This window comes from Streptomyces sp. MK7 (genome assembly GCF_032658145.1).
GTDB lineage: Bacteria > Actinomycetota > Actinomycetes > Streptomycetales > Streptomycetaceae > Streptomyces > Streptomyces spiralis.
Genome location: NZ_JAVACL010000007.1, coordinates 23,408 through 49,755, shown reverse-complemented (window position 1 = coordinate 49,755; position 26,348 = coordinate 23,408). Strand labels below are relative to the sequence as shown.

21 protein-coding genes are annotated in these 26,348 nt (G+C 73.4%); 13 read left to right on the top strand and 8 right to left on the bottom strand.

The window, feature by feature from the left end; all coding sequences use genetic code 11:
* Positions 1–53 precede the first annotated feature (53 nt).
* On the top strand, positions 54–800 hold the full coding sequence (locus R2S09_RS11560; RefSeq protein WP_316740775.1) for an FAD binding domain-containing protein: 747 nt from the start codon (positions 54–56) through the stop codon (positions 798–800).
* A 4-nt stretch (positions 801–804) separates the two neighbouring features.
* Here R2S09_RS11560 and R2S09_RS11555 read toward each other — a convergent pair whose 3' ends face one another.
* From R2S09_RS11555 to R2S09_RS11535, 5 genes are all read right to left on the bottom strand, one after another.
* Positions 805–1,320, bottom strand: coding sequence for a hypothetical protein (locus tag R2S09_RS11555; RefSeq protein WP_306187269.1), 516 nt, complete (start codon positions 1,318–1,320; stop codon positions 805–807).
* Entirely contained in the window at positions 1,317–2,792 is a 1,476-nt protein-coding gene (locus R2S09_RS11550; RefSeq protein ID WP_316740774.1) for a HAMP domain-containing sensor histidine kinase, read from the bottom strand. Before R2S09_RS11550 ends, R2S09_RS11555 begins: the two co-directional genes overlap by 4 nt.
* 6 nt (positions 2,793–2,798) lie before the next feature.
* Positions 2,799–3,479 (bottom strand): response regulator transcription factor, encoded by a 681-nt coding sequence (locus tag R2S09_RS11545; RefSeq protein ID WP_316740772.1) that lies wholly within the window; start codon positions 3,477–3,479, stop codon positions 2,799–2,801.
* A gap of 164 nt (positions 3,480–3,643) precedes the next feature.
* Positions 3,644–5,326 (bottom strand): murein biosynthesis integral membrane protein MurJ, encoded by a 1,683-nt coding sequence (murJ, locus tag R2S09_RS11540; RefSeq protein ID WP_316740771.1) that lies wholly within the window; start codon positions 5,324–5,326, stop codon positions 3,644–3,646.
* Positions 5,323–6,465 (bottom strand): peptidoglycan bridge formation glycyltransferase FemA/FemB family protein, encoded by a 1,143-nt coding sequence (locus tag R2S09_RS11535; protein WP_316740769.1) that lies wholly within the window; start codon positions 6,463–6,465, stop codon positions 5,323–5,325. Before R2S09_RS11535 ends, murJ begins: the two co-directional genes overlap by 4 nt.
* A gap of 300 nt (positions 6,466–6,765) precedes the next feature.
* On the opposite strand from R2S09_RS11535, the gene R2S09_RS11530 reads away from it, so the two are divergent.
* Complete coding sequence (locus R2S09_RS11530; protein WP_399143939.1) at positions 6,766–8,016, top strand: Ig-like domain-containing protein; 1,251 nt, start codon at positions 6,766–6,768, stop codon at positions 8,014–8,016.
* A gap of 51 nt (positions 8,017–8,067) precedes the next feature.
* Here the strand turns inward: R2S09_RS11530 and R2S09_RS11525 are convergent, their stop codons facing one another.
* Positions 8,068–9,789 carry an MFS transporter gene (locus tag R2S09_RS11525; protein WP_316740767.1) on the bottom strand — a complete coding sequence of 574 codons (1,722 nt, stop codon included), beginning with the start codon at positions 9,787–9,789 and terminating at the stop codon, positions 8,068–8,070.
* Positions 9,790–9,872: 83 nt separating this feature from the next.
* Positions 9,873–10,337, bottom strand: coding sequence for a MarR family transcriptional regulator (locus tag R2S09_RS11520; RefSeq protein WP_316740765.1), 465 nt, complete (start codon positions 10,335–10,337; stop codon positions 9,873–9,875).
* Between the two features lie 98 nt (positions 10,338–10,435).
* On the opposite strand from R2S09_RS11520, the gene R2S09_RS11515 reads away from it, so the two are divergent.
* The 10 genes from R2S09_RS11515 (at position 10,436) to R2S09_RS11470 (ending at position 24,429) form a co-directional block, all read left to right on the top strand.
* Complete coding sequence (locus tag R2S09_RS11515) at positions 10,436–12,874, top strand: SpoIIE family protein phosphatase (protein WP_399143938.1); 2,439 nt, start codon at positions 10,436–10,438, stop codon at positions 12,872–12,874.
* A 97-nt stretch (positions 12,875–12,971) separates the two neighbouring features.
* Entirely contained in the window at positions 12,972–13,703 is a 732-nt protein-coding gene (locus R2S09_RS11510; RefSeq protein ID WP_316740763.1) for a helix-turn-helix domain-containing protein, read from the top strand.
* 126 nt (positions 13,704–13,829) lie between these two features.
* Complete coding sequence (locus R2S09_RS11505) at positions 13,830–14,888, top strand: cytochrome c oxidase assembly protein (protein WP_306187474.1); 1,059 nt, start codon at positions 13,830–13,832, stop codon at positions 14,886–14,888.
* Positions 14,889–15,403: 515 nt separating this feature from the next.
* Complete coding sequence (locus R2S09_RS11500) at positions 15,404–18,499, top strand: FAD-linked oxidase C-terminal domain-containing protein (protein WP_316740760.1); 3,096 nt, start codon at positions 15,404–15,406, stop codon at positions 18,497–18,499.
* 49 nt (positions 18,500–18,548) lie between these two features.
* Positions 18,549–20,372: a thiamine pyrophosphate-requiring protein gene (locus R2S09_RS11495; protein WP_306187256.1), complete on the top strand. Its 1,824-nt coding sequence runs from the start codon at positions 18,549–18,551 to the stop codon at positions 20,370–20,372.
* Complete coding sequence (locus R2S09_RS11490; protein ID WP_306187255.1) at positions 20,369–20,575, top strand: hypothetical protein; 207 nt, start codon at positions 20,369–20,371, stop codon at positions 20,573–20,575. The genes R2S09_RS11495 and R2S09_RS11490 overlap by 4 nt, the downstream gene beginning before the upstream one ends.
* A complete protein-coding gene (locus R2S09_RS11485; protein WP_316740757.1) occupies positions 20,572–22,338 on the top strand; it encodes a glycoside hydrolase family 15 protein in 1,767 nt (588 codons plus the stop codon). Before R2S09_RS11490 ends, R2S09_RS11485 begins: the two co-directional genes overlap by 4 nt.
* 11 nt (positions 22,339–22,349) lie before the next feature.
* On the top strand, positions 22,350–23,372 hold the full coding sequence (locus tag R2S09_RS11480) for an SDR family oxidoreductase (protein ID WP_316740756.1): 1,023 nt from the start codon (positions 22,350–22,352) through the stop codon (positions 23,370–23,372).
* 10 nt (positions 23,373–23,382) lie between these two features.
* The gene (locus R2S09_RS11475; protein WP_316740754.1) at positions 23,383–23,643 is read left to right on the top strand and encodes a hypothetical protein; all 261 of its coding nucleotides are present in this window, start codon (positions 23,383–23,385) and stop codon (positions 23,641–23,643) included.
* 168 nt (positions 23,644–23,811) lie between these two features.
* On the top strand, positions 23,812–24,429 hold the full coding sequence (locus tag R2S09_RS11470; RefSeq protein ID WP_306187248.1) for a MarR family winged helix-turn-helix transcriptional regulator: 618 nt from the start codon (positions 23,812–23,814) through the stop codon (positions 24,427–24,429).
* A 310-nt stretch (positions 24,430–24,739) separates the two neighbouring features.
* On the opposite strand, the gene R2S09_RS11460 is transcribed toward R2S09_RS11470, so the two are convergent.
* Entirely contained in the window at positions 24,740–25,660 is a 921-nt protein-coding gene (locus R2S09_RS11460; protein ID WP_316740753.1) for an aminoglycoside phosphotransferase family protein, read from the bottom strand.
* A 266-nt stretch (positions 25,661–25,926) separates the two neighbouring features.
* Here R2S09_RS11460 and R2S09_RS11455 point away from each other — a divergent pair, with 266 nt between their 5' ends.
* Positions 25,927–26,310 (top strand): cupin domain-containing protein, encoded by a 384-nt coding sequence (locus tag R2S09_RS11455; RefSeq protein ID WP_306187245.1) that lies wholly within the window; start codon positions 25,927–25,929, stop codon positions 26,308–26,310.
* The last annotated feature ends 38 nt before the right edge of the window (positions 26,311–26,348 follow it).

Here is a 26,348-nt window from a genome sequence, read left to right as displayed (position 1 = left end):
TCGGTGCCCGTCCGCCCACCGTCCAACTCCCCGAGGAAGGCAGGTCGGTCGAGGTGCTGTTGCGGTTGCCGACGTCCGTGACCGAAGCGCAGGAATGCCTGGCCGAGGGCGCCGTCCCGGTCGGCGGGGCGACACTCGTGTGGGCCACCTGGCAGCGCGACGGCTTCCCCGAGCGGGCCATGTCACTGCGCGAGCTGCCGGAGGCCAACGTCATCGGGCCGGAGGCACTGGGCGCCGCGGTGATGCTGAACCGGATCGACGACCGCATACCGGAGGTGCTGCGCCGGGCCGCCGGCTCGGTGGGGACCGGGGCCGTGCGCCGCACCGCGACGGTCGGCGGCAACATCGTCGGCAGCTCGCTGCGCTGCCTGCTGCCCGCGGCCCTGGTCCTCGGCGCCCGCGCGACGGTGCTGGAGTCCGACGGGCTCCACGAGACCGACCTGGCCGAGGTGCCGGCCAAACGTCCGCTCCTGCTCAGCCTGCACTGGAGCCGGCCCATCGCCAGTGCCTACCGCAAACTGCCGGGTGAGGCGGGCGGACCGCCCCCGCTTGTCGTCGCCACCGCACTGCACGACGACGGCAGCGGACAGTACCGCCTCCGTGCCGCCGTCCGCGACGGCTACGACGTGCTCAGCGGCAGCACCCTGTGCGACACAGGCACAGGCCCAGGCACAGGCACCGACGCCGAGCAGGTGCTTCGCACTCTGCGTGGCACGGCCCTCGGTGAACTTCCGGACGCCGTGTGGGAGGTCGTCGGCCGGCAGGTCAGCGACCTGCTGAGCCGCCCCGTCAGCCACTGAGCACTCAGCAGCGGGCGGGGGGCAGGGCGCCGTCCGCTCCCTGGACGGTCACTTCCGCGGTGCCGTCGCCGTCCTGCGCGAACGCGGCCGTACACACCAGCTGACGCACCGCCGGCTTCCCGAGCGGCCGCACCGCGAGCGGGAGGACGATCCGCACCTTGCCGGGGCTGGTCGACACCCCTACCGGGCCGTTCAGTTTCGGCAGCTCCGTGCGGAGCCCGGCCGCGCGCTCGTCCGCCCGCGGACCGGCGAACAGCTCGGTGATGTCCGTCGGGGCGTCCACCGGTTCGGTATGGCCAGGAAGACCGTAGTCCTTCCTGATCCGGACCACCGGCGTCGAGCGCTCTTCGGCCGTGAGGAAGAAGAGGAGGTACTGCCCCTTGGGGTCGGGGGCCAGGACCGTGGCGGGCCCACCGACCTCGATGACACCGGTCTTCTGCACTCCGCAGCCGGTGAGCAGGGTGGCCGCCGTGGCGCAGGCCGCGACGGCCCGGCCCACGGCGGTGCACGGATACCTCACCCGGTCGCCTCCTCGCCCGTCAGGGGTATGGTCACGGTGAACACGGCGCCGCCCGCCGGGCGGTTCGCGGCACGGAGCGTGCCGCCGTGCAGCCGCACGTTCTCCAGGGTGATGGCCAGGCCGAGACCGCTGCCCGCCGAGCGGGTACGGGCCGCGTCCGCCTTGTAGAAGCGCTCGAAGATGTGCGGCAGCGCGTCCGCGGGGATACCCGGGCCGCTGTCCTCGACCTCCATGACGAGCCGGACCGCACCGTGGTCCCCGGCCGGCCCGTTCCGGTACGTCTCGGTGCGCAGCCGCACCGTGACCGGCGCGCTCCCATGCCGGAGCGCGTTGCCGACGAGGTTGGCGACGACGACGTCGAAGCGCCTGGGGTCGAGCCGTGCCCTGATGCCTTCGGGCAGCTCGGTGACGACCTGTGCGGCATCGGTCCAGTGACGGCTCGTCAGGGTCTTGCGGACGGCCTGGGCGACGTCCACCTCGTCGGCGTTCAGCTCGGCGGCCCGGGCGTCGAAGCGCGAGATCTCCATCAGGTCCTCGACCAGGACGGCCAGCTTGCCCGTCTCGGCGCTGATCAGCCGTACGGCCGCCGCGGTGTCGGGGGCGAGACGGGCGGCGTCCTCGTCCAGGACCTCGGTGACCGCGAGCATCCCGGCGAGCGGGGTGCGCAGTTCGTGGGAGACGTCGGAGGCGAAGCGCCGGGCGCGCGCCTCGGCCGCGCGGAGTTCGGCGACGGTCCGTTCCAGCTCGACCGCCGACTCGTTGAAGGTGCGGGCCAGGTCCGCGAGTTCGTCGCTGCCCTTGACCGGGATCCTGGTGTCGAGCCGGCCATTGCCCATGTTCCGTGCGGCCTTCCGCAGGTCGCGGACCGGGCGCAGCACGCTGCGGGCGGCCAGCAGCGCCGGGACGAGTGCCACCGCGAGCCCCGGGAACGCCCCGTCGCGGGCCGCGGTGACCATGGCCCGGACCTGGATCTCCTCCTGGTTCAGCGGCATCACGGCGTACACCACGAGCCCGGTGGGCCGCGCCGTCTTCCCGGCCCGGAAGACGGTCGGCATGGCGACGGTCAGATACGGGGTGCCGCCCTTGTCGACCCGCTGGAAGGCGCCGCGGGGGTTGGCGAGCGCGGCCTCGCGCAGTGCGGGGGTGATCACGGTGGAGACAGGGCTGGTGCCGGAGGAGACCCGGACCGATCCGTACTCGGCGAACACCACCCAGGTCCGGGGCTTGCCCTGCTGGGCGATCGCAAGCAACTGCTGCCGGAGGCTCTGGGTTTCGACGGGCAGGGACGTGCCCAGCCTCTGGACCCGGTCGCGGAGGGAGGAGACGGCCGTGTCCTGGGCCTGCTTGAGGATCGCCGTGCGCGCGGCACGGTAGGCCAGGGTCGCGGTGGTCGCTGCGCTGATGGCGGCCACCAGCAGAAAGGCGAGCACCAGTCGGGTACGCAGCCCGATACGGGCTTTCCGGCGGCTCATCACGCGTCACAGGGGCCCGAAGCGGTAGCCGAAGCCCCGCACCGTCTGTATGTACCGCGGGCTGCCGGGCTGGTCCTCGATCTTGTTGCGCAGCCGGCGCACGCACGCGTCGACCAGGCGCGCGTCGCCGTGGTAGCTGTGCTCCCAGACCTGCTCGAGCAACTGCTGGCGGCTGAAGACCTGCTCGGGCGCGGCCGACAGGTACAGCAGCAGCTTGAGCTCGGAGGGCGCCAGCGCCATACGTTCCCCGGCCTTGGCGACGTTCAGCCCGGCACGGTCGATCGCGAGGTCGCCGTGGAACTCCACGGCGGCGCGTCCGGCCGGCTCCTCGATGCGGCGCAGCACGGCCCGGATGCGGGCCTCGATGACCTCCGTGCGGGCGGGCTTGACGATGTAGTCGTCGGCGCCGGCCTCCAGCCCGACCACGACGTCGAAGTCGTCCCCGCGGGCGGTGAGCATGATGATCGGCAGCTGACCGGCCTCGCGCACCCGCCGGCAGACCTGCACCCCGTTCATGCCGGGCAGCATGAGGTCGAGGAGCAGCAGGTCCGGCCGGAACTCCCCGATGGCCGCGAGTCCGGCCTCCCCGGTGGAGGCGGTACGCACCTCGTGCCCGCGGCGGCGCAGGCCGAGGCCGATCCCCTCCCGGACGGAGGGATCGTCTTCGATCAGCAGGACACGTGGCATGGGCAGATTATTCCATTCGGTCGAGTGACGAATGCACTCGGTCAGAAGGCGGAGGAAACGATGGAAGGGAGCCAAAAAGTACAGAAAAGTGCAGGTGAAGAGGGGCAGAAGGCAGAAGGAGGCGCACACGGAGGGAGGCGTGAGGCGGTCACCGGGACGTCGTGTCACCTGCGGCGGCGCAGTCTGCGCAGCACCGCCCCGAGACCCGCCTCCAGCTCGGCCAGCCGCAGGGGGCGGGCCAGCAGCGCGAAGAGCGTCAGGACCACCGCGACGTCGGCGGCGACCGCCGCGAGCGGGCCGAAGGCGGCCGCCCGCCCGGCCACGAGGTGACCGAGCAGGACGGCCGGGACCGCGGCCACCGACAGCCGCGCCAGTGCGGTCGCGGCACGCGAGCGCCACAGCGAGCGCCGCGCCTCCGCCGGTCCCGGCGCCGATGCCGGTGCCGGGACCGCGAGCCTTCGGTCGAGGACGTACCCGGTGACCGCCCACCCCGCGAACAGCGCCACCGAGTACGCCCCCGCCATGCCGGTGACCGCCCAGCGTGCCGGCAGCAGCAGGCAGGCGACCGTGGACAGGCCCGCGTTGAGTCCCGCGATGACCAGGTTCAGCAGGAAGGGCGTACGGGTGTCGGAGAGGGCGTAGAAGGCGCGCGCGAGGACGTACTGCCCGGAGAAGGCGACCAGTCCCGGCGCGAACGCCGTCAACGCGCCGGCCATGACCGCGACGTCGTCCGCGCCGGTCCTGCCGTACTGGAAGGCGACCGCCATGACCGGCCCGGCGACCGCGGCGAGCACGCACGCGGCGGGCACGACGGCGGCGGCGCTGTGGCGCAGGGCGGAGGAGACGTCCCGCCGCAGGGCCGTGGTGTCGCCATCTGCCGCCGAGCGGCTCATCCGCGGCATCAGCGCGGTGACCAGGGAGACGGTCACGATGCCGTGCGGCACGGCCCATAGCAGGTACGCGTTGCCGTACGCGCTGAATCCCGCCCCGCCGTCGATCCCTTCGGCCGCGGCGCGCTCTCCCGCCGTGGTCGCCAGCCGGGTCACCACCCAGTAGGCGAGCTGGTTGGTGAGCACCAGCAGCATCAGCCAGCCGGCCGAGCGCAGCGGCCGGGACAGCCCGCTGCCCCGCCAGTCGAACCGCGGCCGCCAGCCCAGGCGCGCCGCGCGCAGGGACGGCAGCAGCGCCAGTGTCTGGGCGACGATGCCGGCCGTGGTGCCCCAGCCGAGCAGCCGCGTCTCACCGGAGGTGAGTGTCCCGCCGGTGCCGGCCGTCACCAGGTACAGGCCGAAGGCGGCGATGACGACGACGTTGTTGAGCACCGGCGCCCACATCATGGCGCCGAACCGGCTCCGGGCGTTCAGCACCTGCCCCAGCAGGGTGAACAGGCCGAGGAAGAAGATCTGGGGCAGGCAGCAGCGGGCGAAGACGACCGTCGTCGCGGCCTGCGCCCCGCCGTAGTCGGTGTACGCCGCCACGATCGCGGGCGCGGCCCACACCGCCGCGGCCGTGAGCAGCAGCAGCACGGCCGTGCAGAGCGTGAGCAAACGGTCGGTGTACGCGGCCCCGCCGTCCTCGTGCTCGCCCGCGGCCCGGACGAGTTCGGGGACGAACACGGCGTTGAGCGCGCCGCCGAGGAGCAGCGTGTAGACGATGGTGGGAACGGTGTTGCCGACCGCGTAGCCGTCGGCGGCCGGGCCCACGCCCAGCGCGGCGGCGACCACCGCGGAGCGTACGAACCCGGTGGCGCGGGAGACGAGGGATCCCGAGGCCATGAGCGCACCGCTGCGCAGCGTCGAGTCGGGGCGGCGGTGCGTGCGCCGTCCGGGCGCCGTGACCGTGCTCATCGGCGCGCCAGGTACAGCTGGAAGGCGCGGTACAGCGTGTGGTTGGCGGTGCCGCCGAGCGGCGTCTCCCACTCGCCCAGCGTCTCCACGACCTGGCCTCCGGTGCCGAGCTTCCAGCGCAGCAGCCCGAACGGGCGGTCACCGGGGTCGAGCGAGGAGGGCACACCCCGCATGTCGTAGACCTCCGCGCCCCGGGCGCGGGCGTCGAGCATCATGCGCCACTGCAGGGCGTTGGAGGGCCGTACCTCCCGCCGGTGGTCGGCGGAGGCCCCGGTCTGGTACCAGACCCGGCGCCCCACCGTGATCATGGTGTGCGCGGCCAGGATCTCGCCCTGGTGGCGGGCGAGGTAGAGCCGCATACGGCCCGGCTCCTCGGCGTTGAGCGCCGCGTACTGGCGCTCGTAGTACGCCAGGGAGCGGCCGAGGCGGAATCCGTCGCGTGCCTCGGTGATGCGCAACAGCCGGTAGAAGTCGGGGAGTTCGGCGGCTCCTCCCTCCGTCACCTCCACGCCCGACCGTTGGGCCCGGCGTATGTTGCGCCGCCACTCCTGGTTGAGTCCGGACCACAGGTCCTCGGTGTCGCGTCCGGCCAGTGGCACCTGGAAGACGTAGCGGGGCTGCGCGTCGCCGTCGCCCTCGTCGCCGCCGCAGCGCCGCCAGCCGCGCGCCCGGAGCCGTTCGGCCACGGCGGCACCCAGCGGATCGACCTCGCGGGCGAGTACGTCGGTCACCCGCCGCCCGGGTCCGGTCGCCGACTTGAGCGTGGCGGCGTCCCACCGGCGGTAGGCGGGCGAGGGCCCGATGCGCACGGCGAACGCGCCCGCCGCACGCAGATGGCGCAGCAGCGGCCCGAGCCAGCCGTCGAGGTCCGGGGCGCTCCAGTCGGCCACCGGGCCCTCGGGTAGATACGCGAAGTACCTGCGGGTGCCGGGGAACTGGCGCAGCAGCACCAGCGCCACTCCGCTCAGCTCGCCGGCCCCAGGGCCGGCCTGCGTTCCCCAGCCGAGCAGTTGGGCGTGCCAGCCGTCCTTGACCGCGGCCCAGGACGGGCACTGGAGAAAGCCGGGGTTCAGGGCGGAGCCGGTGCGCGAGGCGAGGAAGGCCCGGTACGCCTCGGCGGAGACGGGCTCCAGCCGCATGTCCTTCCGGTCACAGCCTGCCGTTGTGAGCAGCGCGGACACTGCGCCTCCTCGAATGCCGTCGTGGTGGTGGGACACGGGAACCGGCCTGTGCGGCACGGGGTGTCCCGAAGATTCACAGGCGTCCGTGACCGCGCCGCGCGCCGAATGTGACCGGACGACGACCGTTCCTCTGCAACGGCCGTCACACCGCCAGGACGCCCCCTTCCAGCGGGTTTTCGCCGCCTAGAGTCACCGGCGTCCCGCCGTGGACTTCCTCTTCCCTCACCCCTCTTCCACTCCCTTTCACGGAGGCATTCGTTGAGCGAGATACGTGTCCGAGGCATACGTCCGGGCTCCGGGCGGACACGCGGCACCGCTACCACCGCCGCGGCCGCGGCGCTGCTGAACACCGCGCTGCTGACCGCGGCGCTCTCCGCCTGCTCGGCCGGGCACCCGGCCACGGCCGGGGCGGTCGCGAAAGAGGGCGGCCAACACGCCGACGGCCGCCCGGTCACGGTCACCGTGACACCCCACGGCACGCGGGCGAAGCCCGGTGGGCCGGTGACCGTCACCGCGAAGGGCGGCACTCTCACCTCGGTCACCGTCACCGACGCACGGGGCGGTCACCTCGCCGGCGGTCTGTCGCGCGACGGCCGGACCTGGACCTCCGACCGCAACGCCGCACCCGGCACCGCCTACACGGTGAAGGCGCAGACGCGCACGGAGGAGGGGACGACGGGCGACACGCACGCGTCGTTCACGACGGAAGCGGCCGGCCTCGTCAACAAGGTGGACTGGCGGCCGGGCGACGCCACCACGGTCGGGGTGGCCCAGCCGATCTCCTTGGTCTTCGACCGCCCCGTCCACGACAAGGCGGCGGTGGAGCGGCAGTTGAAGGTCGCCACCTCGAACCACACCGAGGGCTCATGGGGCTGGATGAAGGACTGGTCGGGCAAGGACCGGGTGGACTGGCGCCCCAAGGAGTACTGGCGGCCAGGCACCCGGGTGACCCTGGACGCCCAGCTGAACGGAACCGACTCCGGGACCGACGGCGGCTGGTTCGTCCGCGACTACCACCTGCGCTTCACCATCGGCGCACGGCAGGTGGTCAAGGTCGACCTCGACCGCAAACAGCTCACCATGGAACGCGACGGCCGGACGGTACAGACCTTCCCGGTCTCCGGCGGCACCCCCGGCCCCGAGACGGGCTCCTGGCGCGGTACGGAGGTGGTGATGGCGAAGGAGGGCACGATCCGGATGAACTCCGAGACCGTGGGGCTGGGCAAGGCCTACGACCAGGACGTCGACTACGCGATGCGGCTGACCTGGTCCGGTACGTACGCGCACGCGGCACCCTGGAACGCCGCCTACTTCGGCCGGGCCAACAGGAGCCACGGCTGCATCGGCATGAGCGAGGCGAACGCCCGGTGGCTCTACGGACACGCCCACGTCGGCGACCCCTTCGAGGTCACCGGGGCGGAGACCAAGGGCACCGTGGCCGTGAACAACGGCCTGGGCGACTGGAACGTCGGCTGGGACGACTGGCGCGCCCGCAGCGCCCTGCGCTGAGGCCCGGCGCCGGACGGGCGCGCGTCGTCGAGACGGTCGAAGGCGGATGGTTCAGGCCGCGCTGCCGCGCAGCTCCGCCAGGGCGGCCGGGGTCAGCTGCCGGGGCAGGTGACCGGCGTCGACGAGGACGACGGTGCAGTGGGCGGAGTGGGTCAGGGCGGTGGTGAGGCTGCCGTCGGCGAACTGGGCCAGAGGGCCGCGCGGTGAGCGTCCGACCGCGATGGCGCGGGCACCCAGCTGATCGGCGTGCCGGGCCAGGGCGCGGCCGGCGGCGGCATGGTCGCCGACGCTGGTGAGGATCTGGCCGGTGGCGGCGACGCCGTGGGCGGCGAGCCGGTCCAGGTGGGCGATGACGGCGGCCCGGGCCTGGTCGGCGGTCTCGGTGTCGGTGGCCTGCTCCTCGACCACGGCCGTCTGCCGGACGTGGACGACCTCCAGCGGGCTGCCGGTGTCACGGGCCAGGCGCGCCGCCGAGTCGACGATGGCAGCGGCGTTGTGGTGGGCGCCGACGGCGACGACGACCGGGGGCACGTCACCGGCGACCGGTGCGCCGATCGCGGTGAACGACGGCGTCACCGGCTCACTCTCCTCGGGGCGCGTCTCGGCCCGGCGGAGCAGCCGGTGGCCGCCGGCGAGGACGGGGATGGCGAGGAGGAAGGTGGCCGCACCCAGGTAGAAGGGGACGCTGAGGTCGGTGGCGTCGGCGAGCTTGCCGGCGACGTAGGGGGCCAGGCCGCCGCCGATGAAGCGCAGGAAGCCGTAGGCGGAGGAGGCCACGGGCCGCTCGACCGGGGAGACGAGCATGACGGCCTGCGTGGTCAGAGTGTTGTTGATGCCGATGAACGCGCCGCTGACGACGACCGCCACGATGACCACCGTGGGCGTGGCGACGCCGGCGGCGATGACGGCCATCACGATGCCGAGGCCGAGGAGGTTGGCGTACAGGACCGGGGCGGTGCCGTACCGGGCCTGCAGGCGCGGGGCGAAGAAGACGCTGAAGGCGGCCACCAGCAGGCCCCAGCCGGTGAAGACGAGCCCGAGTTCATGGGCGCTCAGCTTCATGGGGTAGGGGGCGTAGCCGAGCATGGTGAAGAAGCCCCAGTTGTACAGCAGGGCCATGATGCCCATGATCAGCAGGCCGCGGTGGCGCAGGGCCCTGAGCGGGGCGAGGGGGGAGGTGGGGCGCTTCGGCTTGGGCAGGGAGGGCACGAAGGCGAGGGTCGCGACCAGGGCGACGGCCATGAGCACGGCGACACCGAAGAACGGGCCGCGCCAGCTGATGGCGCCCAGCTCGCCGCCCAGCAGCGGGCCCACGGCGATCCCCAGGCCGAGCGCGGTCTCGTAGAGGATGATCGCGCCGCCGAACCCGCCGCTGGCGGAGGCGACGATCACGGCCAGGGAGGTGGCGATGAACAGGGCGTTGCCCAGACCCCAGCCGGCACGGAAGCCGACGATGCCGTTGATGGAGTCGGTGGAGCCCGCCAGGGCGGCGAAGACGACGATGACGGCCAGGCCTATGACAAGGGTGCGCTTGGCTCCGAACCGGCTGGAGAACCAGCCGACGAACAGCATCGCGACCGCGGTGACGATCAGGTAGCTGCTGAACAGCAGCGAGACCTGGCTGGGGGAGGCGTGCAGGCTCTCCGCGAGGGCGGGCAGGATCGGGTCGACCAGGCCGATGCCCATGAACGAGATCACGCAGGCGAACGCCACGGCCCAGACGGCCTTCGGTTGCCTGAACGGGCCGGCGGTCTTTCCGTGTGGTGCACTCATTGCCGCTTCTACTCCAGTCATGTGACGACGGGGACAGTGGTGTGGGGGAGTGGGCGAGGGGTCAGGGGGTGATCGGGGTGCGTTCAGGGACGCGCCTGGTGGTCCTGGACGGCGCGGGCCAGCGCGGGGAGGGCGGTCCTGACCGCCTGCTGCTCGGGTTCGGTCAGCTCCTCCAGGAGGCCCCGCAGGGCCTCGGCGCGCTCGGCCCGCCGCTGCCGGAACACCTCCAGACCGGTGTCGGTGGCCTCCACCAGCACCCCCCGGCCGTCGGTGCGATCGGCGGTGCGCCGTACCAGCCCGGCACGCTCCATGCGGGTGACGAGCTGGGTCATGTTGGGCTGCGAGACGTTCTCCGCCCGGGCCAGTTCGGTCAGCCGCTGCGGTCCTTCGCGGCCCAGCCGGCCCAGCGCGGACGAGGCCGCGGTGCTCAGCCCGCCGGCCGTCGCGCTGTGGCGCACGTACCGGACCAACTGCTCCACGGCGATCATCAGGTCCTCGGCGGACGCGTCCGCAGGGACAGGGCCGGGATTCATAACCCGCTTATGCATAAGCCCATCATGCATCTGTGTGTACGATGCAGCAAAAACTTTCCCCGGCTTCCGCGCCCCACCGCGCGGAGGCGCCCGGACGGGGCGGACCGCCGCACATGACACTCCGTCACCGGATGGCGCGGGCACGCCGCGGACAGCGCGCGGGGCCGTCGTCGACGTACCGTAAGCAGGTGTTCTCCTTCGCCGGCATCGCCACGGCCGTGCTCGACGGGCACGGCACCGTGCTGCGCTGGTCCCAGGCGGCGTGCGACCTGCTGGGGTGGACCGCGGAAGACGTCCGTGGACGGCCGTTCCAGGCCCTGTTCGCCGGGGCGCGCCCCGATGCCGGCGACGGCGGTCTTCCGGCGCGGGGCCGAGCGCGGCTGCGGCATCGCACCGGCGATCCGGTCGACGTCACCTTCCGGGTGCTCGACCTCCACCCCGCGGACCAGTCCGTGGTGCTCGTGGCGCCCACCCGGCCGGCGGACGACTGGGAGCAGGGCGCGAGCACCCTGCGCGCCCTGCTGGCCCAGGAGCACCTCGGGATCGCCCTGCACGACCCGGACCTGACCCTCGTACGGAGCAACCTCACCCCCGGCCTGCTGGGCGGCGCCGCCCTTCCCCCGGGCGGCCGGCTGCGGGACGTGCTCCCGCCGCAGGACGCGGAGGCCGTCGAGGTCGCGCTGCGCCGTGTCCTGCGGACGGGTGCGCCCTTGACCGGGAGGGCCCTGAGCGTGCGGCCGCCGCACGGCGGCCCGCCGCAGCGGGTGTCGCTCTGGGCCTTCCGCGTGGAGGACGCCGCGGGCGTCCCGGAAGGCGTTCTCACGCTGTACGTCGACACCCTCGCGCCGCACCGGGCCCGCCGCGAACTGGACCTGCTGCAACGGGCGGCCGCCCGGATCGGCGGCTCCCTCGACCCCAGACGTGCCGCGCAGGACCTGGCCGACGTCCTCGTGCCCGCCCTGGGGGACCTGTCGGCCGTCTCGCTGGCCGAGGCGGTGCTGCACGGCGACGAGCCCCCGAGGATCAGCGGCGGAGGAGACCTGCACCTGCGGCGGGCCGCCGTGGCCTCGGCCGCCGGCCCCTATCCCGACATCCTGCTCCAGCCGGGCCAGGCGGTCCCCCCGCTGCTGGCGACGGCCGAGCTGCGGGAGCTCCAGCACGGCCGGGCCGCCGTCTTCGACCCGGCGACCGTGGCCATGTTGTTCGACGACCCCGCGCAGCTCAGGCGCTTCGTCCCGGACGGCGGGCACTCGGCCCTGTGGGCTCCGCTGTTCGCGCGCGGCCTGGTCCTCGGCACCGTCGCGGTGTGGCGCATCGAGCAGCCGGACGCGTTCGACGAGCAGGACGTGGACATGCTCAGCGAGATCGCCTCACGCTCCGCGCTGAACGTCGACAACGCCAGCCGCTATCTGCGCGAGCGCCGCTCCGTGCTCGCCCTGCAGCAGCGCCTGCTTCCCCGCCCCACGACCGACAGCCCGGCGGCGGAGACGGCCGGCCTGTACCGGCCGGCCGGGGGCGGATCCGGCATCAGCGGGGACTGGTACGACGTGATCCCCCTGCCCTCCTTCCGGGTCGCCCTCGCCGTCGGTGACCTCTCCGGCCACGGCCTGTACGCCACCGCCACCATGGGCCGGCTGCGCACCGCGGTCCGCACGCTCGCCGACCTCGAACTCGATCCCACCGAACTCCTCACCCACCTCGACGACGGCGTGCGGCAGCTGGCCGGTGAGTCGGACGCGCAGAGCCACGTCGACTCCACCTGTCTGTACGCCGTCTACGACCCGATCACCTGCCTGTGCCACCTGGCGAGCGCCGGTCACCCGTCCCCGGTCGTGGTCCGGCCGGACGGCACCGTCAAGGTCGTCGACGTCTCGCCCGGGCCGCCGCTGGGCGTGGGCGGCATGCCGTTCGAGACGAGCACCGTCGACCTGGAGCCCGGCAGCGTGCTCGCCCTGTACAGCAAGGGCCTGATCGAGCGGGACGACGCCGACGCCGAGAGCGGACTGCGGTGGCTGACGGAGAGCCTCGCGGCCTCGTGCGGGCCCGACCGGCCGCTGGCCGCCGTGGGCCGCGCGCTCCTGGCCGACCTCGGAGACGGCCGGCAGTGCGACGACATCGCCCTGCTGCTGGCCCGTACCCGCGCGGTGCCCGCGGAGTCCACGGCGAGCTGGGAGTTCTCCGCCACCCCTGCCGTCGTGTCCGCGGCCCGTGAGGCCGTCGCCCGGCAGCTCACCGACTGGGGGCTGGGCGAGCTGGTCTTCACCACCGAGCTGATCGTCAGCGAACTGGTCACCAACGCGGTCCGTCACGCGGGGGGCCCGATCGGCCTGCGGCTCATCCGTGGCGACGTACTGGTCTGCGAGGTCACCGACCCGAGCAGCACCCAGCCCCGGCTGCGCCGGGCCCGCTGGACCGACGAGGGGGGACGCGGGCTGTTCCTGGTCGCCCAGCTCAGCCTCCGCTGGGGCAGCCGCTACGGCCGCGGCGGCAAGACCATCTGGTCCGAGCAGGCCCTGACGCCGCCCGCGGTCGACTTCGAGGCGCTCATGTGACCGGAACCTCCGGTACTGAATATCCGGGCTGCGGTATTCAGTACCATACGCGGGGCGAGTGATCGCCGAGGGCCGGGACAGGGAAGGATGACCGCCCATGAGCAAGCCACCCGCGCGGATCCGACTCGCCGACGCCGCCTTCGCCCTCTTCGACGAGCGCGGATACGAGCAGACCACCGTCGACGACATCGCCGAACGGGCCGGAGTGGGACGTACGACGTTCTTCCGCCACTACCGGTCCAAGGAAGCCGTCATCTTCCCCGACCACGACCGGCTCCTCGAACTGATCCGCGACCGGCTGGCGACCTCCAGTCACAGCACCGCCCTCGTCGCCGTCTCGGACGCGGTCCGCCTGGTGCTGCTCCACTACGTCGACGAGGGCGACCTCGCACGCCGGCGATACGCGCTGACCAGCAAGGTCTCCGCCCTGCGCGACCGCGAGATCGCCAGCGTGGCCCGCTACCAGCGGCTGTTCCGCGAGTTCATCGCGGACTGGATGGGCGACCCCACGGAGTCGGCGTCCCTGCGGGCCGAGATCATGGCGGCGGCCGTGGTCGCCGCCCACAACCATGTGCTGCGCCGGTGGCTGCGGGGCGAGGCCTCGGACCCGGTGAGGGAGGTGGACGAGGCGATGAGCGAGGTGCTCGCCCTCTTCCCGGCACCCTCCGGACCCGAGGACGGCGGTGGCGGCACCACCGTCGTCGCCTTCCGGAGCGGACAGGACCTCGACGCGCTGCTGCCGTCGCTGCGACGGCTCGTGGAGGGCGGGACGGGCGCCGGGCGCCGAGAACCCGACCAGGCGCGCCAGGGGAACGAGCCGGCTCGCTGACCGGCGCGACCGCACCCCGGGCGGGCCGCCTCGGCTGCCACCCCCGACGCAGGCTGCGCGCCTTGAGGGGGATACCGTCCCGCAGAGGAACTGTGCCGGCTCGTCCCCTCCGGGGCGAAGGAGAAGATGCGCATGATCGCCGACGCGGTGACCGATCTGTCCGCCGCGGCCGTCCGGGGCGTGCAGACGGCCGGGGGCCCGGCGGAGCCGACCGTCGGCCGTGTCCTGTCCTCGTGGCAGCCGGACGTGCCGGCACTGGTACTGGTGATCGTGCTGGGCGGGCTGTACGGCTGGGGTGTGCTGCGGCTGCGCCGGCAGGGCGGTTCCTGGCCGATCGCCCGTGTCGCGGCCTTCGTGCTGCTCGGTCTCGGTGCGCTGGTGGTGGCCACGATGTCGGCGCTGGCCGTGTACGACCACGTCCTGTTCTGGCCGGCCGCGGTGCAGAACGTCCTGCTCGATCTCCTCGCGCCGCTCGGTCTGGCCCTGGGCGATCCCCTGCGGCTGGCCGTCGAGGCGCTGCCCGCCGCCCGGGCGGCACGCGTCCGGCGCGCGGTCACCGGCCGGGTGGTACGCGTACTGACGTTTCCGCTCGTCAGTACGGCTCTGGTGCTCACCACCGAGCTGGTCGTCTACTTCACGCCGTACTTCGCCACCGCCCTGCGCGTCGGCTGGCTGCACGAGCTGATGTACCTGCACCTGCTCGCCGCCGGCTGCCTCTTCGTCGTCCCGGTGCTCACCCGCGAGCAGGCGCTGCCCTCCTGGTGCACGCATCCGGTGAGGGCCGCGCTGGTGTTCCTGGACGGGATCGTCGACGCGGTACCGGGGGTCGTGGTGATGACGCACGGCACCCTCGTCGCGGGCGCGTGGTACCTGCACCACGCCCCCGCCTGGGCGCCCGACGTCCATCACGACCAGCAGATCGGCGGCGGTGCCATGCTGAGCATCGCCGAACTGGTCGCGCTGCCCTTCCTGCTGTCGATCCTGGTCCAGTGGGCCCGCGCCGAGCGGGTCCAGAACGCGGCCCTCGACCGCCGTCTCGACAGGGAACTCCTCCGTGCCGCCCCGCCGGCCGACGAACGGGCCGAGGACCGCGGCTCCGCTGCCACCACGGCTCCCGAGCGCGTACGCCCCTGGTGGGAGACCGAGCAGAACGACGTCGCCGCCAGGATCCGCCGCCAGCGCTGAGACGCCCGACCTGATCCGCCCCCGCCCGACGGAGCGGCGCTCACTCGATCGGGTCAGCCCGCGCGGACGATCAGCGGAACCGCACCCGGCCGGAAAGGCGGACCGTCCGACCGCCGGGCGCAGCCCCCTTCAGCCCTTGCCGGGCCCTCGCCTCTTCCCTCTTAGGGGTCCTTGCACTATGAGCGTCCGATCAGGTCGCGTGGTCCGGTGCTGGGGGTACCTCCCACGCCGTTCAGGCAGTGGGGGAGCATCGCAAGGCGCCGGAGCGCCCAGGTAGCGGAGCTACCTGGGCGCTCCGGCAACGCGGCGAGGTGCGGTGCCAGGCCGCGGGACCCGGGCGGGCATAGTGCAAGGACCCCTTGAGTCCGGGCACGCCGGCCCCCTGCCCAGCCCGGCACCAACGGTGCGGCTCACACGATCGCCGTACGACGCGCGCGGCGAAAACCGCCCTTGCACACTGCAAGGGCGGGTACCCGGACAGGGTCCCGCACGCTCCAGGAAGGCGGTCGCCCCTGATGAGTCGCACATCTCCCCTCGACGTCCCGTCGGTGGACACGGTGGACGTGGCCGGGCTGGAGGCGGCGCTGCGCGCGGCGGTGGACGCCGAGGTCCGGTTCGACGCCGGGAGCAGAGGTGCGTACGTCACGGACGGCTCCAACTACCGCCAGGTGCCCCTCGGCGTGGTCGTGCCGCGCAGCGTGGAGGCGGGCGCCGAGGCGGTCGGGGTGTGCGCCCGGTTCGGGGCCCCGGTGCTGTCCCGCGGCGGCGGCACCAGCCTGGCCGGTCAGTCCACCAACACCGCCGTGGTGATCGACTGGACCAAGTACTGCCACGGCCTGATCTCCGTCGACCCCGACAACCGCACCTGCGTCGTGGAGCCCGGCATCGTCCTCGACGAGCTCAACAACCGGCTCTCCGACCACGGCCTGCAGTTCGGGCCGAAGCCCTCCACCCACCGGCAGTGCGCGCTGGGCGGAATGATCGGCAACAACTCCTGCGGCGCCTCCGCGCAGGCCTACGGCAAGACCGTCGACAACGTCCGCCGGCTGGAGGTCCTCACCTACGACGGGCTGCGCATGTGGGTCGGGCCCACCTCCGAGGCCGAGCGGGCCCGGATCGCCGCCGAGGGCGGGCGCAGGGCCGAGGTCTACGCCGGTCTCGACCGCATCGCCACCGAGTACCTGGCCGACATCCGGCGCGGCTACCCGAAGATCCCGCGCCGGGTCTCCGGCTACAACCTCGACTCACTGCTCCCGGAGAACGGCTTCGACGTCGCCCGCGCCCTGGTCGGCAGCGAGGGCACCCTGGTGACCGTCCTGCGCGCCGAGCTCGATCTGGTGCCGGTGCCGCCGTACCAGTCGCTGCTGGTCCTCGGCTACGACGACATCTGCCGGGCCGCCGACGACGTCTCCCGGCTGCTGGAGCACTGCTCGCCCAGCCAACTGGAGGCGCTGGACGGGCGGATGGCGCAGCTGATGCGCGAGGAGGGCGTCCACCTGGACTCCCTCGACGTCCTGCCCGAGGGCGACAGCTGGCTGCTCGTGATGTACAGCGGCGACAGCCAGGAGGACGTCGACGAGCAGGCGCACGCACTGCTGCGCGCCATCGGCCGCGGCGAGAACGACCCCACCGTCGCCTTCTCCGACGACCCCGCCCGCGAGGACAAGATGCTCAAGGCCCGTGAGGCCGGCCTCGGGGTGACCGCGCGGCCACCGGACGACCGGGAGACCTGGGAGGGCTGGGAGGACTCCGCCGTCCCGCCCGAGCGGCTCGGCGACTATCTGCGCGACCTGAAGAAGCTGTTCGGGGAGTTCGGCTACGACGAGCCCTCGCTGTACGGGCACTTCGGGCAGGGCTGTGTCCACACCCGTATCCCGTTCGCGCTGAAGACCGCCGAGGGCGTCGCCGACTTCCGGCGCTTCGTCGAGCGCGCCGCCGACCTCGTGTCCTCCTACGGCGGCTCCCTGTCCGGTGAGCACGGCGACGGCCAGTCCCGGGGCGAGCTGCTGACCCGGATGTTCGGCGAGCGGCTGGTGACCGCGTTCGGCGAGCTGAAGAGGCTGTTCGACCCGGACAACCGGATGAACCCCGGCAAGGTCGTCGGCCCCAACCCGGTCGACGGGCAGTTGCGCCTGGGCGCCTCCTGGCGGCCGGCCACACCCGAGACGCACTTCGGCTACCCGGAGGACGAGCACTCCTTCACCCGCGCGGTGATGCGCTGCGTCGGCATCGGCAACTGCCGCGGCCACGAGGGCGGCGTGATGTGCCCCTCCTACCGGGCCACGCTGGAGGAGGAGCACTCCACCCGGGGCCGGGCCCGGCTGCTGTTCGAGATGCTCGGCGGCCACGCGGACTCCACGATCACCGACGGCTGGCGCTCCACCGCGGTGAAGGACGCCCTCGACCTGTGCCTGGCCTGCAAGGGCTGCAAGTCGGACTGCCCGGTGAACGTCGACATGGCCACGTACAAGGCCGAGTTCCTCTCCCACCACTACGCGGGCCGGCTGCGCCCGGCCGCCCACTACTCCCTGGGCTGGCTGCCGGTGTGGGCCCGGCTCTCCCGGCTCGCCCCGTCCCTGGTCAACACGCTGCTCCAGGCACCGGTGCTGGCCCGGGCGGGCAAGGCGCTGGCGGGCGTGGCCGGTCAGCGGCCGGCACCGGTGTTCGCCCGGCAGTCGTTCCTCCAGTGGTGGCGCGAGCGCGGGACACCGGAGCCCGACCCGGCCGGTCCGCGGACCGTGGTGCTGTGGCCGGACACCTTCAGCACCTACTTCCACCCGTCGATCGCGATCTCGGCCGTCCGGGTGCTCGAGGACGCGGGCTTCGACGTCGCCGTACCCACCGAGCCGGTGTGCTGCGGGCTGACGTGGATCTCCACCGGGCAGCTGACCACCGCCGAGAAGGTCCTGCGGCGCACGCTCGACGTGCTGCGCCCCTACCTGGACGCGGGCACCCCGGTCATCGGCCTGGAACCGTCCTGCACCGCCGTGTTCCGCGCCGACGCGCCCGAGCTGATGCCCGCCGACCAGGACGTCAAGCGCCTGGCCGGGCAGGTGCGCACGTTCGCCGAGCAGCTGGTGCACCACGCGCCGGACGGCTGGCGGCCGCCGCGGCTCGCCCGGCAGGCGACCGTGCAGACGCACTGCCACCAGCACGCGATCATGAAGTTCGACGCCGACCGGGAACTGATGCGCCGCGCCCACCTCGACGCCGACGTCCTCGACGAGGGCTGCTGCGGCCTGGCCGGCAACTTCGGCTTCGAACGCGGCCACCACGAGGTCTCCATGGCCGTCGCGGAACAGGGCGTGCTGCCGGCCGTCCGCGGGGCGGCCCCCGACAGCCTGGTCCTCGCCGACGGATTCAGCTGCCGCACCCAGATCGAACAGGGCCGCACCGGGCGCCGGGCCCTGCACCTGGCCGAGGTGCTTGCGCTCGGCCTCGACGGGAACCTGCCCAGTGAGCAGCCCGAGCGCCTGGCCGTCCGGCCCGCCCCGCCCTCCCGCGCGGCCCGGTGGGGGGTCACCGCGGGCGCGGCGGGCACCGCCGCGCTGACGGCGGCGGCCACGACCGCCATGGGACGGCGAGCCCTGCGGCGCCTGCTCCGGCCGTGACGGCGGCCTGCCGAAAGCAACCCCCGAACCCCCCGAAAGGTCTTCGAACATGTCGATGAAGGTCTCCGACCACGTCCTCGAGCGACTGCGCGACTGGGGTGTGGAGTACGTCTTCGCCTACCCCGGCGACGGCATCAACGGGCTGCTCGCGGCCTGGGGCCGGGCCGACGACAACCCCCGCTTCATCCAGTCCCGGCACGAGGAGATGTCCGCCTTCGAGGCCGTCGGCTATGCCAAGTTCTCCGGCAAGGTCGGGGTGTGCGCGGCCACCTCCGGACCCGGCGCCATCCACCTCCTGAACGGCCTGTACGACGCCAAGCTCGACCACGTCCCGGTCGTCGCGATCGTCGGGCAGACCAACCGCAGCGCCATGGGCGGCTCCTACCAGCAGGAGGTCGACCTGCTCAGCCTGTACAAGGACGTCGCGTCCGACTTCTGCGAGATGGTCACCGTCCCCGAGCAGCTGCCCAACGTGCTGGACCGGGCGATGCGCACCGCGATGGCCCGCCGCTCGGTGACGGCCGTCATCCTCCCCGCCGACGTGCAGGAACTGGACTACTCACCGCCCGAGCACGCCTTCAAGATGGTCCCCTCCAGCCTGGGCATGCCCCAGTACGCGCCGGTGCCCTCCGACGACGACCTCGCGCGCGCCGCCGAGGTGCTCAACGCCGGCGAGAAGGTCGCCGTCCTCATCGGGCAGGGTGCCCGCGGGGCCCGGCAGGAGGTCATGGCGGTCGCCGACCGGCTCGGCGCCGGCGTCGCCAAGGCACTGCTCGGCAAGGACGCCCTCGACGACGACCTGCCCTACGTCACCGGCGCCGTCGGCCTGCTCGGCACCCGGCCGTCGTACGAGCTGATGGAGAACTGCGACACCCTCCTCGTCATCGGCTCGTCCTTCCCCTACACCCAGTTCCTGCCCGAGTTCGGAAAGGCGCGGGCCGTGCAGATCGACATCGACCCGCACATGGTCGGCCTGCGCTACCCGTTCGAGGTCAACCTCGTCGGCGACGCCCGCGAGACGCTGACCCGGCTGCTGCCGCTGCTCAAGGCGCACAAGAACAAGAGCTGGCGCAAGAAGATCGAGAAGGACACCGCCCGCTGGTGGCAGGTCATGGAGCGGCGCGCCGCCGTCGACGCCGAACCGATCAACCCCGAGTACGTCGCCCACTCCCTCGACGCCCTGCTGCCCGACGACGTCATCCTCGCCTCCGACTCCGGCTCCGCCGCCAACTGGTACGCCCGCCATCTGAGGATGCGCGGCGCCATGCGCGGATCGCTGTCCGGCACGCTCGCCACCATGGGGCCCGGAGTGCCGTACGTCATCGGCGCCAAGTTCGCGCACGGCGACCGCCCGGCGATCGCCCTGGTCGGCGACGGCGCCATGCAGATGAACGGCATGGCCGAACTGATCACCATCGCCAAGTACTGGAAGGAGTGGGAGGACCCGCGCCTGATCGTGGCCGTCCTGAACAACCAGGACCTCAACCAGGTCACCTGGGAGATGCGCGCCATGGCGGGCGCACCGCAGTTCCTGCCCTCCCAGTCGATCCCCGACGTCGCCTACGCCGACTTCGCCCGCTCCCTAGGCCTGAACGGCCTGCGGATCGAGGAGCCGGGCGAGGTGAAGGGTGCCTGGGAGGCCGCGCTGGGCAGCGACAGGCCGTGCGTGCTCGACTTCGTCACCGACCCCGCCGTACCGCCCATCCCGCCGCACGCCACCCTCGACCAGATCGAGGCCGCCGCGGCCTCCGTCCTCAAGGGCGACAGCGACCGCGCCGCCATGGTCCGCCAGGGCTTCAAGGCCAAGATGCAGGAGTTCCTGCCCGTGGGCCGGCACCGCACGGAGCGGCCGCACGCCAGGCACGCGCCATGAGCGGGCGCCCGGTCGTGGCGGGGGTGGGCACCGCGGTGTCCGCCCCCTCCACGGTCGGCGGGGCGTACGGCGCCGGGCCGCTCCCGGCCGCCCGCCGCCCCGTCCACGTCACCGGCACGGAACCGGTCGGCACGCCCGCCCCCGGGGCGGGCACGACGCGCCGGCCGCAGGAGGCACCGCAGACAGAGGCATCGCAGACATGAGCACCACCACCTTCCCGCCGCACGCCCTGCACGACTACGCGCTGCTGGCCGACGGGGAGCGCGGCGCGCTGATCGGACCGGACGGCGCCGTCACCTGGCTGTGCGCCCCCACCTGGCACGACGACGCCGTCTTCGCCTCCCTCATCGGCGGCCGCGGCGTCTACGCCGTCACCCCGCGCGGCCGCTACGTCCCCGGCGGCTACTACGAGGAGGGAACCCTCATCTGGCGCAGCCGCTGGGTCACCACCGACGGTGTCATCGAGTGCCGCGAGGCCCTCGCCTTCCCCGGTGAGGAGGACCACCTGGTCCTGCTGCGGCATCTGATGGCCGTCGACGGAACCGCCCATGTGCGGGTCGTCCTCGACCCGCACGCCGACTACGGGCGGGCACCGACTCCCTCCCCGCACCGCGACGACGACGGCGTCTGGCACCTCAACTCCGGCCGCCACCGCCTGCGCTGGCAGGGCGCACCGTCGGCGGCCGTCCGCGCCGAGGGACTGACCGCCGACCTCGTACTGCGGCCCGGCGAGTGCCACGACCTGGTCCTGGACTGCTCCGACGCCCCGCTGTCGCGCACACCGCCCCGGGCCGAGCAGTGCTGGGCCGCCACCGAGCAGGCCTGGCGGCGCGGCATGCCCGCCCTGGGACGCACCATCGCCCCCGGCGACGCCCGCCGCGCCTACGTGCTGCTGCGCGGCCTGACCACGCACGGCGGCGGCATGGTCGCCGCGGCCACCACCAGCCTGCCCGAACGCGCCGAGGCGGGCCGCAACTACGACTACCGGTACGTGTGGATCCGCGACCAGAGCTACGCCGGACAGGCCGCGGCGGCCGTGAACGCCCCGGAACTCCTCGACGCCGCCGTCCGTTTCGTGGGCGAGCGGCTGCTGGCGGACGGCCCGCGGCTCGCCCCCGCCTACACCGTCCACGGCACGCCCGTCCCCGAGCAGCGGGAACTGGACCTGCCCGGCTACCCCGGCGGATTCAGCCGGATCGGCAACAAGGTCTCCGGGCAGTTCCAGCTGGACTGCTTCGGCGAGGCACTGCTGCTGTTCGCGACGGCCGCGCGCGCCGGCCGGCTGGACGGCGAGGGCTGGAAGGCGGCCGACCTCGCGGTCCGGGCCATAGCCGAGCGCCGGCGGGAGCCGGACGCGGGCATCTGGGAGCTCCACCCGGAACCGTGGACCCACAGCAGGCTCATCTGCGTGGCCGGACTGCGCGCCCTGGCCGGTGTGGCACCGCACCACCCGCTCGCCGGCACCTGTACCCGACTCGCCGACACCCTGCTGGCCGAGACCACCGCCACCAGCGTGCACGCCGACGGCCACTGGCAGCGCGCCCCGGACGACCCCAAGGTCGACGCCGCGCTGCTGCTGCCCGCCGTGCGCGGCGCGGTGCCCGCCGACGACCGGCGCACCCGCGCCACCCTCGCCGCCTGCCGCGAACAGCTGACCGAGGAGCACTTCATCTACCGCTTCCGGCACGACGACCGGCCGCTGGAACAGGCCGAGGGCGCGTTCCTGCTGTGCGGGTTCGTCATGGCGCTGGCCCAGCACCAGCAGGGCCACGACATCGACGCCCACCGCTGGTTCGAACGCAACCGCGGCGCCTGCGGTTCGTCCGGTCTGTACGCGGAGGAGTTCGACATCGCCCAGCGCCAGTTGCGCGGCAACCTTCCGCAGGCCTTCGTCCACGCCCTGCTGCTGGAGACCGCCGCCCGCCTCGCCCAGGACCCCCAGACGCCGGCGCGTACCGCCGAGTGAGGAGCCGACCCATGCCCCAGACCGTCGTCATCACCGGAGCCGGCGCCGGTATCGGCCGCGCCACCGCGCGCGAGTTCGGCAGGCGCGGCGCCGACGTCGTCCTGATCGCCCGCGGCCGGGCCGGCCTGGACGCCGCCGCCAAGGAGGTCGAGTCGCTCGGCGGCCGGCCCCTCGTGCAGGTCGCCGACACCTCCGACGCCCGGCAGGTCGAGGCGGCCGCCGACGCCGCCGAGCAGGCGTTCGGCCCCATCGACATCTGGGTCAACTGCGCGTTCACCAGCGTCTTCGCGCCCTTCGACGAGATCACCGCCGAGGAGTACCGACGGGTCACGGAGGTGACCTACCTCGGCTTCGTGAACGGCACCCGCAGCGCGCTCCTGCGCATGCTGCCGCGCGACCGCGGCACCATCGTGCAGGTCGGCTCGGCGCTGGGGGAGCGGGCCATCCCCCTTCAGTCGGCCTACTGCGGCGCCAAACACGCCATCAACGGCTTCACCTCCTCCCTGCGCACCGAACTGCTGCACCGCGGCAGCAACGTACGGGTGACGATCGCCCAGATGCCGGCCGTCAACACCCCGCAGTTCTCCTGGGTGCGCTCCCGGCTGCCCCGCCATCCGCAGCCCGTCCCGCCGATCTACCAGCCGGAGGTCGCCGCCCGGGGCGTCGTGCACGCCGCCGACCACCCGGGCCGCAAGCAGTACTACATCGGCGCCAGCACCCTGGCGACCGTCTGGGCCAACCGTCTGGCCCCGGCCCTGCTCGACCGCTACCTGGCCCGCACCGGCTTCGACTCCCAGCAGACCGACCTGCGGCCGCCGAGCGGCGAGAGCAACCTGTTCGAACCCGTGGACCGGCCCGGGGGCGGCGACCACGGGGCCCACGGCATCTTCGACGACTCGGCGCACAGCCACTCCTTCGAGGCCGCCCTGGCCCGCCACCCCGCCGCCGTCGCCTCCGTGCTCGCCCTCGGCGCGGGCGTCGCCGCCACCGCGAAGGCCGCACTGAGCAGGCGCGTCCACGCCAACGCCGCATGAGGAGACTTCCATGACCGCAGCCGACCGCCCGCGCCGCCTCCTGGACGAGGCGACGGACATCGTGGCCATCGTGGGCGGGGTGAGCCACGACCGGGCGCGCGCCGTACTGCGCGCGATGTCCGCGCATACGTACATCAAGGAACCGCACGTCGCCGAACTCGTCGTCGAGTGGGCGGTGTCGGGGCGGCTCCCGGCCGACCTGCGCCGGGAGCTCAGACTCCAGCTCGATACCGGCCGGGGCGCTCCGGCCGCCGAACCGGCCGCCCTCTGAGGAGGGGTGTACGGCGACCGCCGAGGCCCCGGCGAAATGGTCCCCGGCGAGCGGAGGCCCGGCGGTGGGGACCGCCGGACACGCCCTGCCGAGTGCCGTCGCCCTCTGCGATGATTCTCCGCGCCTGATCGTCCGCCCCCGCCGGCGGAGCGGCGGAAGGGGGACACCATGGCACAGCACGACACCGGCCGAGGCCACGCCCGTCCCGGCCGGCCCGGGCAGCACCCCCTCGACCGCGAGGCCGAGGAGCTGGGCGTGGCCGTGATGGCCGCCTCCCGGCTGTTCGTGGCGATCTCCGCCCGCGCGCTCGCCTCCACCGACGACTCGCTCACCCTGCCCCAGCTGCGGGCGCTGGTCGTGCTGGACACCTGCGGACCGGTCAAGCTCGTCGTCCTGGCCGCCACGCTCGGCGTCAACCCCTCCACCGCGCTGCGCATGGTGGGACGGCTCGAAGTGCTCGACCTGGTGGACCGCAGGACCAATCCGGCCAACCGGCGCGAGGTCGTGCTCAGCCTGACCGCCGACGGCCACGATCTCGTCACGCGGGTGCTCGCCCACCGGCGCGCGGAGATCCGCAAGCTGGTGCAGCGGCTGTCCGCCGAGGAACGCGCGCTGCTCGTCCCCGCCCTGCAGGCCCTGACCACGGCGGCGGCCGACGAGATGGCCGTGGACGTCTACGACGACGCGCGCCTGGACCAGGGCATCGTGGACGACCCCGTCGACCCCGCCTCCCCGCCGGGCGCCTGGAAGGCCCATGAAGATCCTGGTGGGGCGGCCTTCTCCTGACGGGCGGTGTCCTCGGGCGGGAGCTGCGCGGGTAGGGCTCACCGAAGTCGGCCGAGCGGCTGACCTTCTCCCAGGCGCGACGTCCGCAGTCGCCTCGGCGAGTTGCCGGCGGGAATGGTCCAGGGCCATGGCCGCCGCGTTCACACCGAGCAGGAGATGGGTCGGGACCCGGCCGCGTCGGACGGTTCGCACGATGATCCCGGCGGCGCGCCGAGGGTCGCCGGCCGGCGCTGCGCGGCAAGTGATCCGCCCCCGTCCCCGGACGGCCTCGCCTGCCAGGTGCTTTCGTGTTCTGGCCCGCCGCGGGTGTTCAGCCGGTGGGGGAGGGGCGGTTCGGACCGACGGCGTGGGCGTGGAGGAGTTCGTGGAGGACGTGGCGGGCGACGGTGGCCATGTACGGGTTCCGGTCGCGGTAGTGGAGCAGTTCGATCAGTGCGATCGACAGGGCCCATCCGCGCCCCCGCGTCCAGGTCGTCTCGTCGGTGCCCAGCGCCGCCCGGAAGACCTCCCTCGCCCCCGCCCGCAGCACGTACCACGCCGCGATGAGGTCGACGGCGGGATCACCCAGGCCCAGACACCCGAAGTCGATCACCGCGCCCAGTCGGCCTCCCGCCACGAGCACGTTCCCCGGCTGGAGGTCGGCGTGGATCCACACCGGCGGCCCGGCCGGAGCGGGGGCCCGCAGAGCCTCCTCCCACAGAGCGGTGGCCGCCGGGGCATCGACGGCGCCACGCAGTTCGGCGATGGCCTTCCGGGTCTCGGCGTCTCGCGCGGCCAACGGCTCGCAGCGGTAGGAGGCCGGTCCGCCCGCCGGATCGACGCTGTGCAGGGCCACGACGAAGCCCGCCAGGTCCTCGGCCAGCCGGTCGGAGTCGCCGATGGTCCCGACGGCCGGGTTCTCGCCGTCGAGCCAGCGGTAGACGGACCAGGGCCACGGCCACCCCTCGGCCGGCGCCCCCCTGCCCAGCGGCTCGGGCACGGCCACCGGCAGCAGCGGGGCGAGCCGGGGCAGCCATGTGTGCTCCTTCGCCACGTCCCCGGCGGCTCCGGCGGTGCGGGGGAGTCGAACCACCATGTCCTGACCGAGCCGGTACATGACATTGGAGGTGCCGGCGGAGGCGACCGCGGTGAGGGGGAGCCCGGCCCACCGCGGGAACCGGTCGGCGATCAGCCGACGCACGAACAGGGCGTCGAGGGCCCGTTCGCCGGGCCGCGGTGTGTGGGCACGCATGAGCGGCAAGCAAACGAGACATCGCCTCGGTGAGTCAACTCGTTTTCCGGTGCCGGTGCCCCGCGCCTGGGTGCCTCCGTGCCCGGGTCCGTCCCGCACTCGTGCCCCCGGACCCGAATGATCCGAATGGTCCGAATGGCCGTCCCTGGACACCGGGGAGACGATGAAGGTGAGGGGCTCGGCCCCCGCCGGTACCGTGCCTTCGAGCCCGGAGACGGAGACCGGCCCCGGCCGCAGACGACACGGCCGGAAGGGAGAACACCGTCATGTTGGAAGTGAAGACGGTCGACAAGCCGGACGAGCGGCGCGACTTCCCCCGGGGCCACCTCGAAGCCGTCCACCTCACCGGTCTGGACTTCGCCGTGGGCACCTTCGAACCGGGCTGGCGCTGGTCCGAGTCGGTCGGCCCGATCGCCGGCACGAAGTCCTGCATGATCCACCACAACGGCTACGTCGTGCGGGGCCGGATGCACCTGGTCATGGACGACGGCGGCGAGGCCGAGGTGGGGCCCGGCGACGTCTTCGTCTGCGCCCCCGGACACGACGCCTGGGTGGTGGGCGACGAACAGTTCGTCGTGTACGACTTCGCGGGAACCATGGCCCAGCAGTACGCGAAGCCCGGCGAGGGCGGACCGCGGTCCGAAGCGTGATCGAGGAGTGGTGCCGCTGCCCGGCGCGACGGCGATCC

Excerpts from the sequence above, each read along its gene's own strand:
- R2S09_RS11470 (WP_306187248.1), top strand. The coding sequence starts at position 23,812 with ATGGCACAGCACGACACCGGCCGAGGCCACGCCCGTCCCGGCCGGCCC.
- R2S09_RS11490 (WP_306187255.1), top strand. The coding sequence starts at position 20,369 with ATGAGCGGGCGCCCGGTCGTGGCGGGGGTGGGCACCGCGGTGTCCGCC.
- R2S09_RS11545 (WP_316740772.1), bottom strand. The coding sequence starts at position 3,479 with ATGCCACGTGTCCTGCTGATCGAAGACGATCCCTCCGTCCGGGAGGGG.
- R2S09_RS11455 (WP_306187245.1), top strand. The coding sequence starts at position 25,927 with ATGTTGGAAGTGAAGACGGTCGACAAGCCGGACGAGCGGCGCGACTTC.
- R2S09_RS11515 (WP_399143938.1), top strand. The coding sequence starts at position 10,436 with ATGACACTCCGTCACCGGATGGCGCGGGCACGCCGCGGACAGCGCGCG.
- R2S09_RS11550 (WP_316740774.1), bottom strand. The coding sequence starts at position 2,792 with ATGAGCCGCCGGAAAGCCCGTATCGGGCTGCGTACCCGACTGGTGCTC.
- R2S09_RS11495 (WP_306187256.1), top strand. The coding sequence starts at position 18,549 with ATGTCGATGAAGGTCTCCGACCACGTCCTCGAGCGACTGCGCGACTGG.
- murJ (WP_316740771.1), bottom strand. The coding sequence starts at position 5,326 with ATGAGCACGGTCACGGCGCCCGGACGGCGCACGCACCGCCGCCCCGAC.
- R2S09_RS11535 (WP_316740769.1), bottom strand. The coding sequence starts at position 6,465 with ATGCGGCTGGAGCCCGTCTCCGCCGAGGCGTACCGGGCCTTCCTCGCC.
- R2S09_RS11500 (WP_316740760.1), top strand. The coding sequence starts at position 15,404 with ATGAGTCGCACATCTCCCCTCGACGTCCCGTCGGTGGACACGGTGGAC.
- R2S09_RS11510 (WP_316740763.1), top strand. The coding sequence starts at position 12,972 with ATGAGCAAGCCACCCGCGCGGATCCGACTCGCCGACGCCGCCTTCGCC.
- R2S09_RS11460 (WP_316740753.1), bottom strand. The coding sequence starts at position 25,660 with ATGCGTGCCCACACACCGCGGCCCGGCGAACGGGCCCTCGACGCCCTG.
- R2S09_RS11505 (WP_306187474.1), top strand. The coding sequence starts at position 13,830 with ATGCGCATGATCGCCGACGCGGTGACCGATCTGTCCGCCGCGGCCGTC.
- R2S09_RS11485 (WP_316740757.1), top strand. The coding sequence starts at position 20,572 with ATGAGCACCACCACCTTCCCGCCGCACGCCCTGCACGACTACGCGCTG.
- R2S09_RS11520 (WP_316740765.1), bottom strand. The coding sequence starts at position 10,337 with ATGCATAAGCGGGTTATGAATCCCGGCCCTGTCCCTGCGGACGCGTCC.
- R2S09_RS11525 (WP_316740767.1), bottom strand. The coding sequence starts at position 9,789 with ATGAGTGCACCACACGGAAAGACCGCCGGCCCGTTCAGGCAACCGAAG.
- R2S09_RS11480 (WP_316740756.1), top strand. The coding sequence starts at position 22,350 with ATGCCCCAGACCGTCGTCATCACCGGAGCCGGCGCCGGTATCGGCCGC.
- R2S09_RS11475 (WP_316740754.1), top strand. The coding sequence starts at position 23,383 with ATGACCGCAGCCGACCGCCCGCGCCGCCTCCTGGACGAGGCGACGGAC.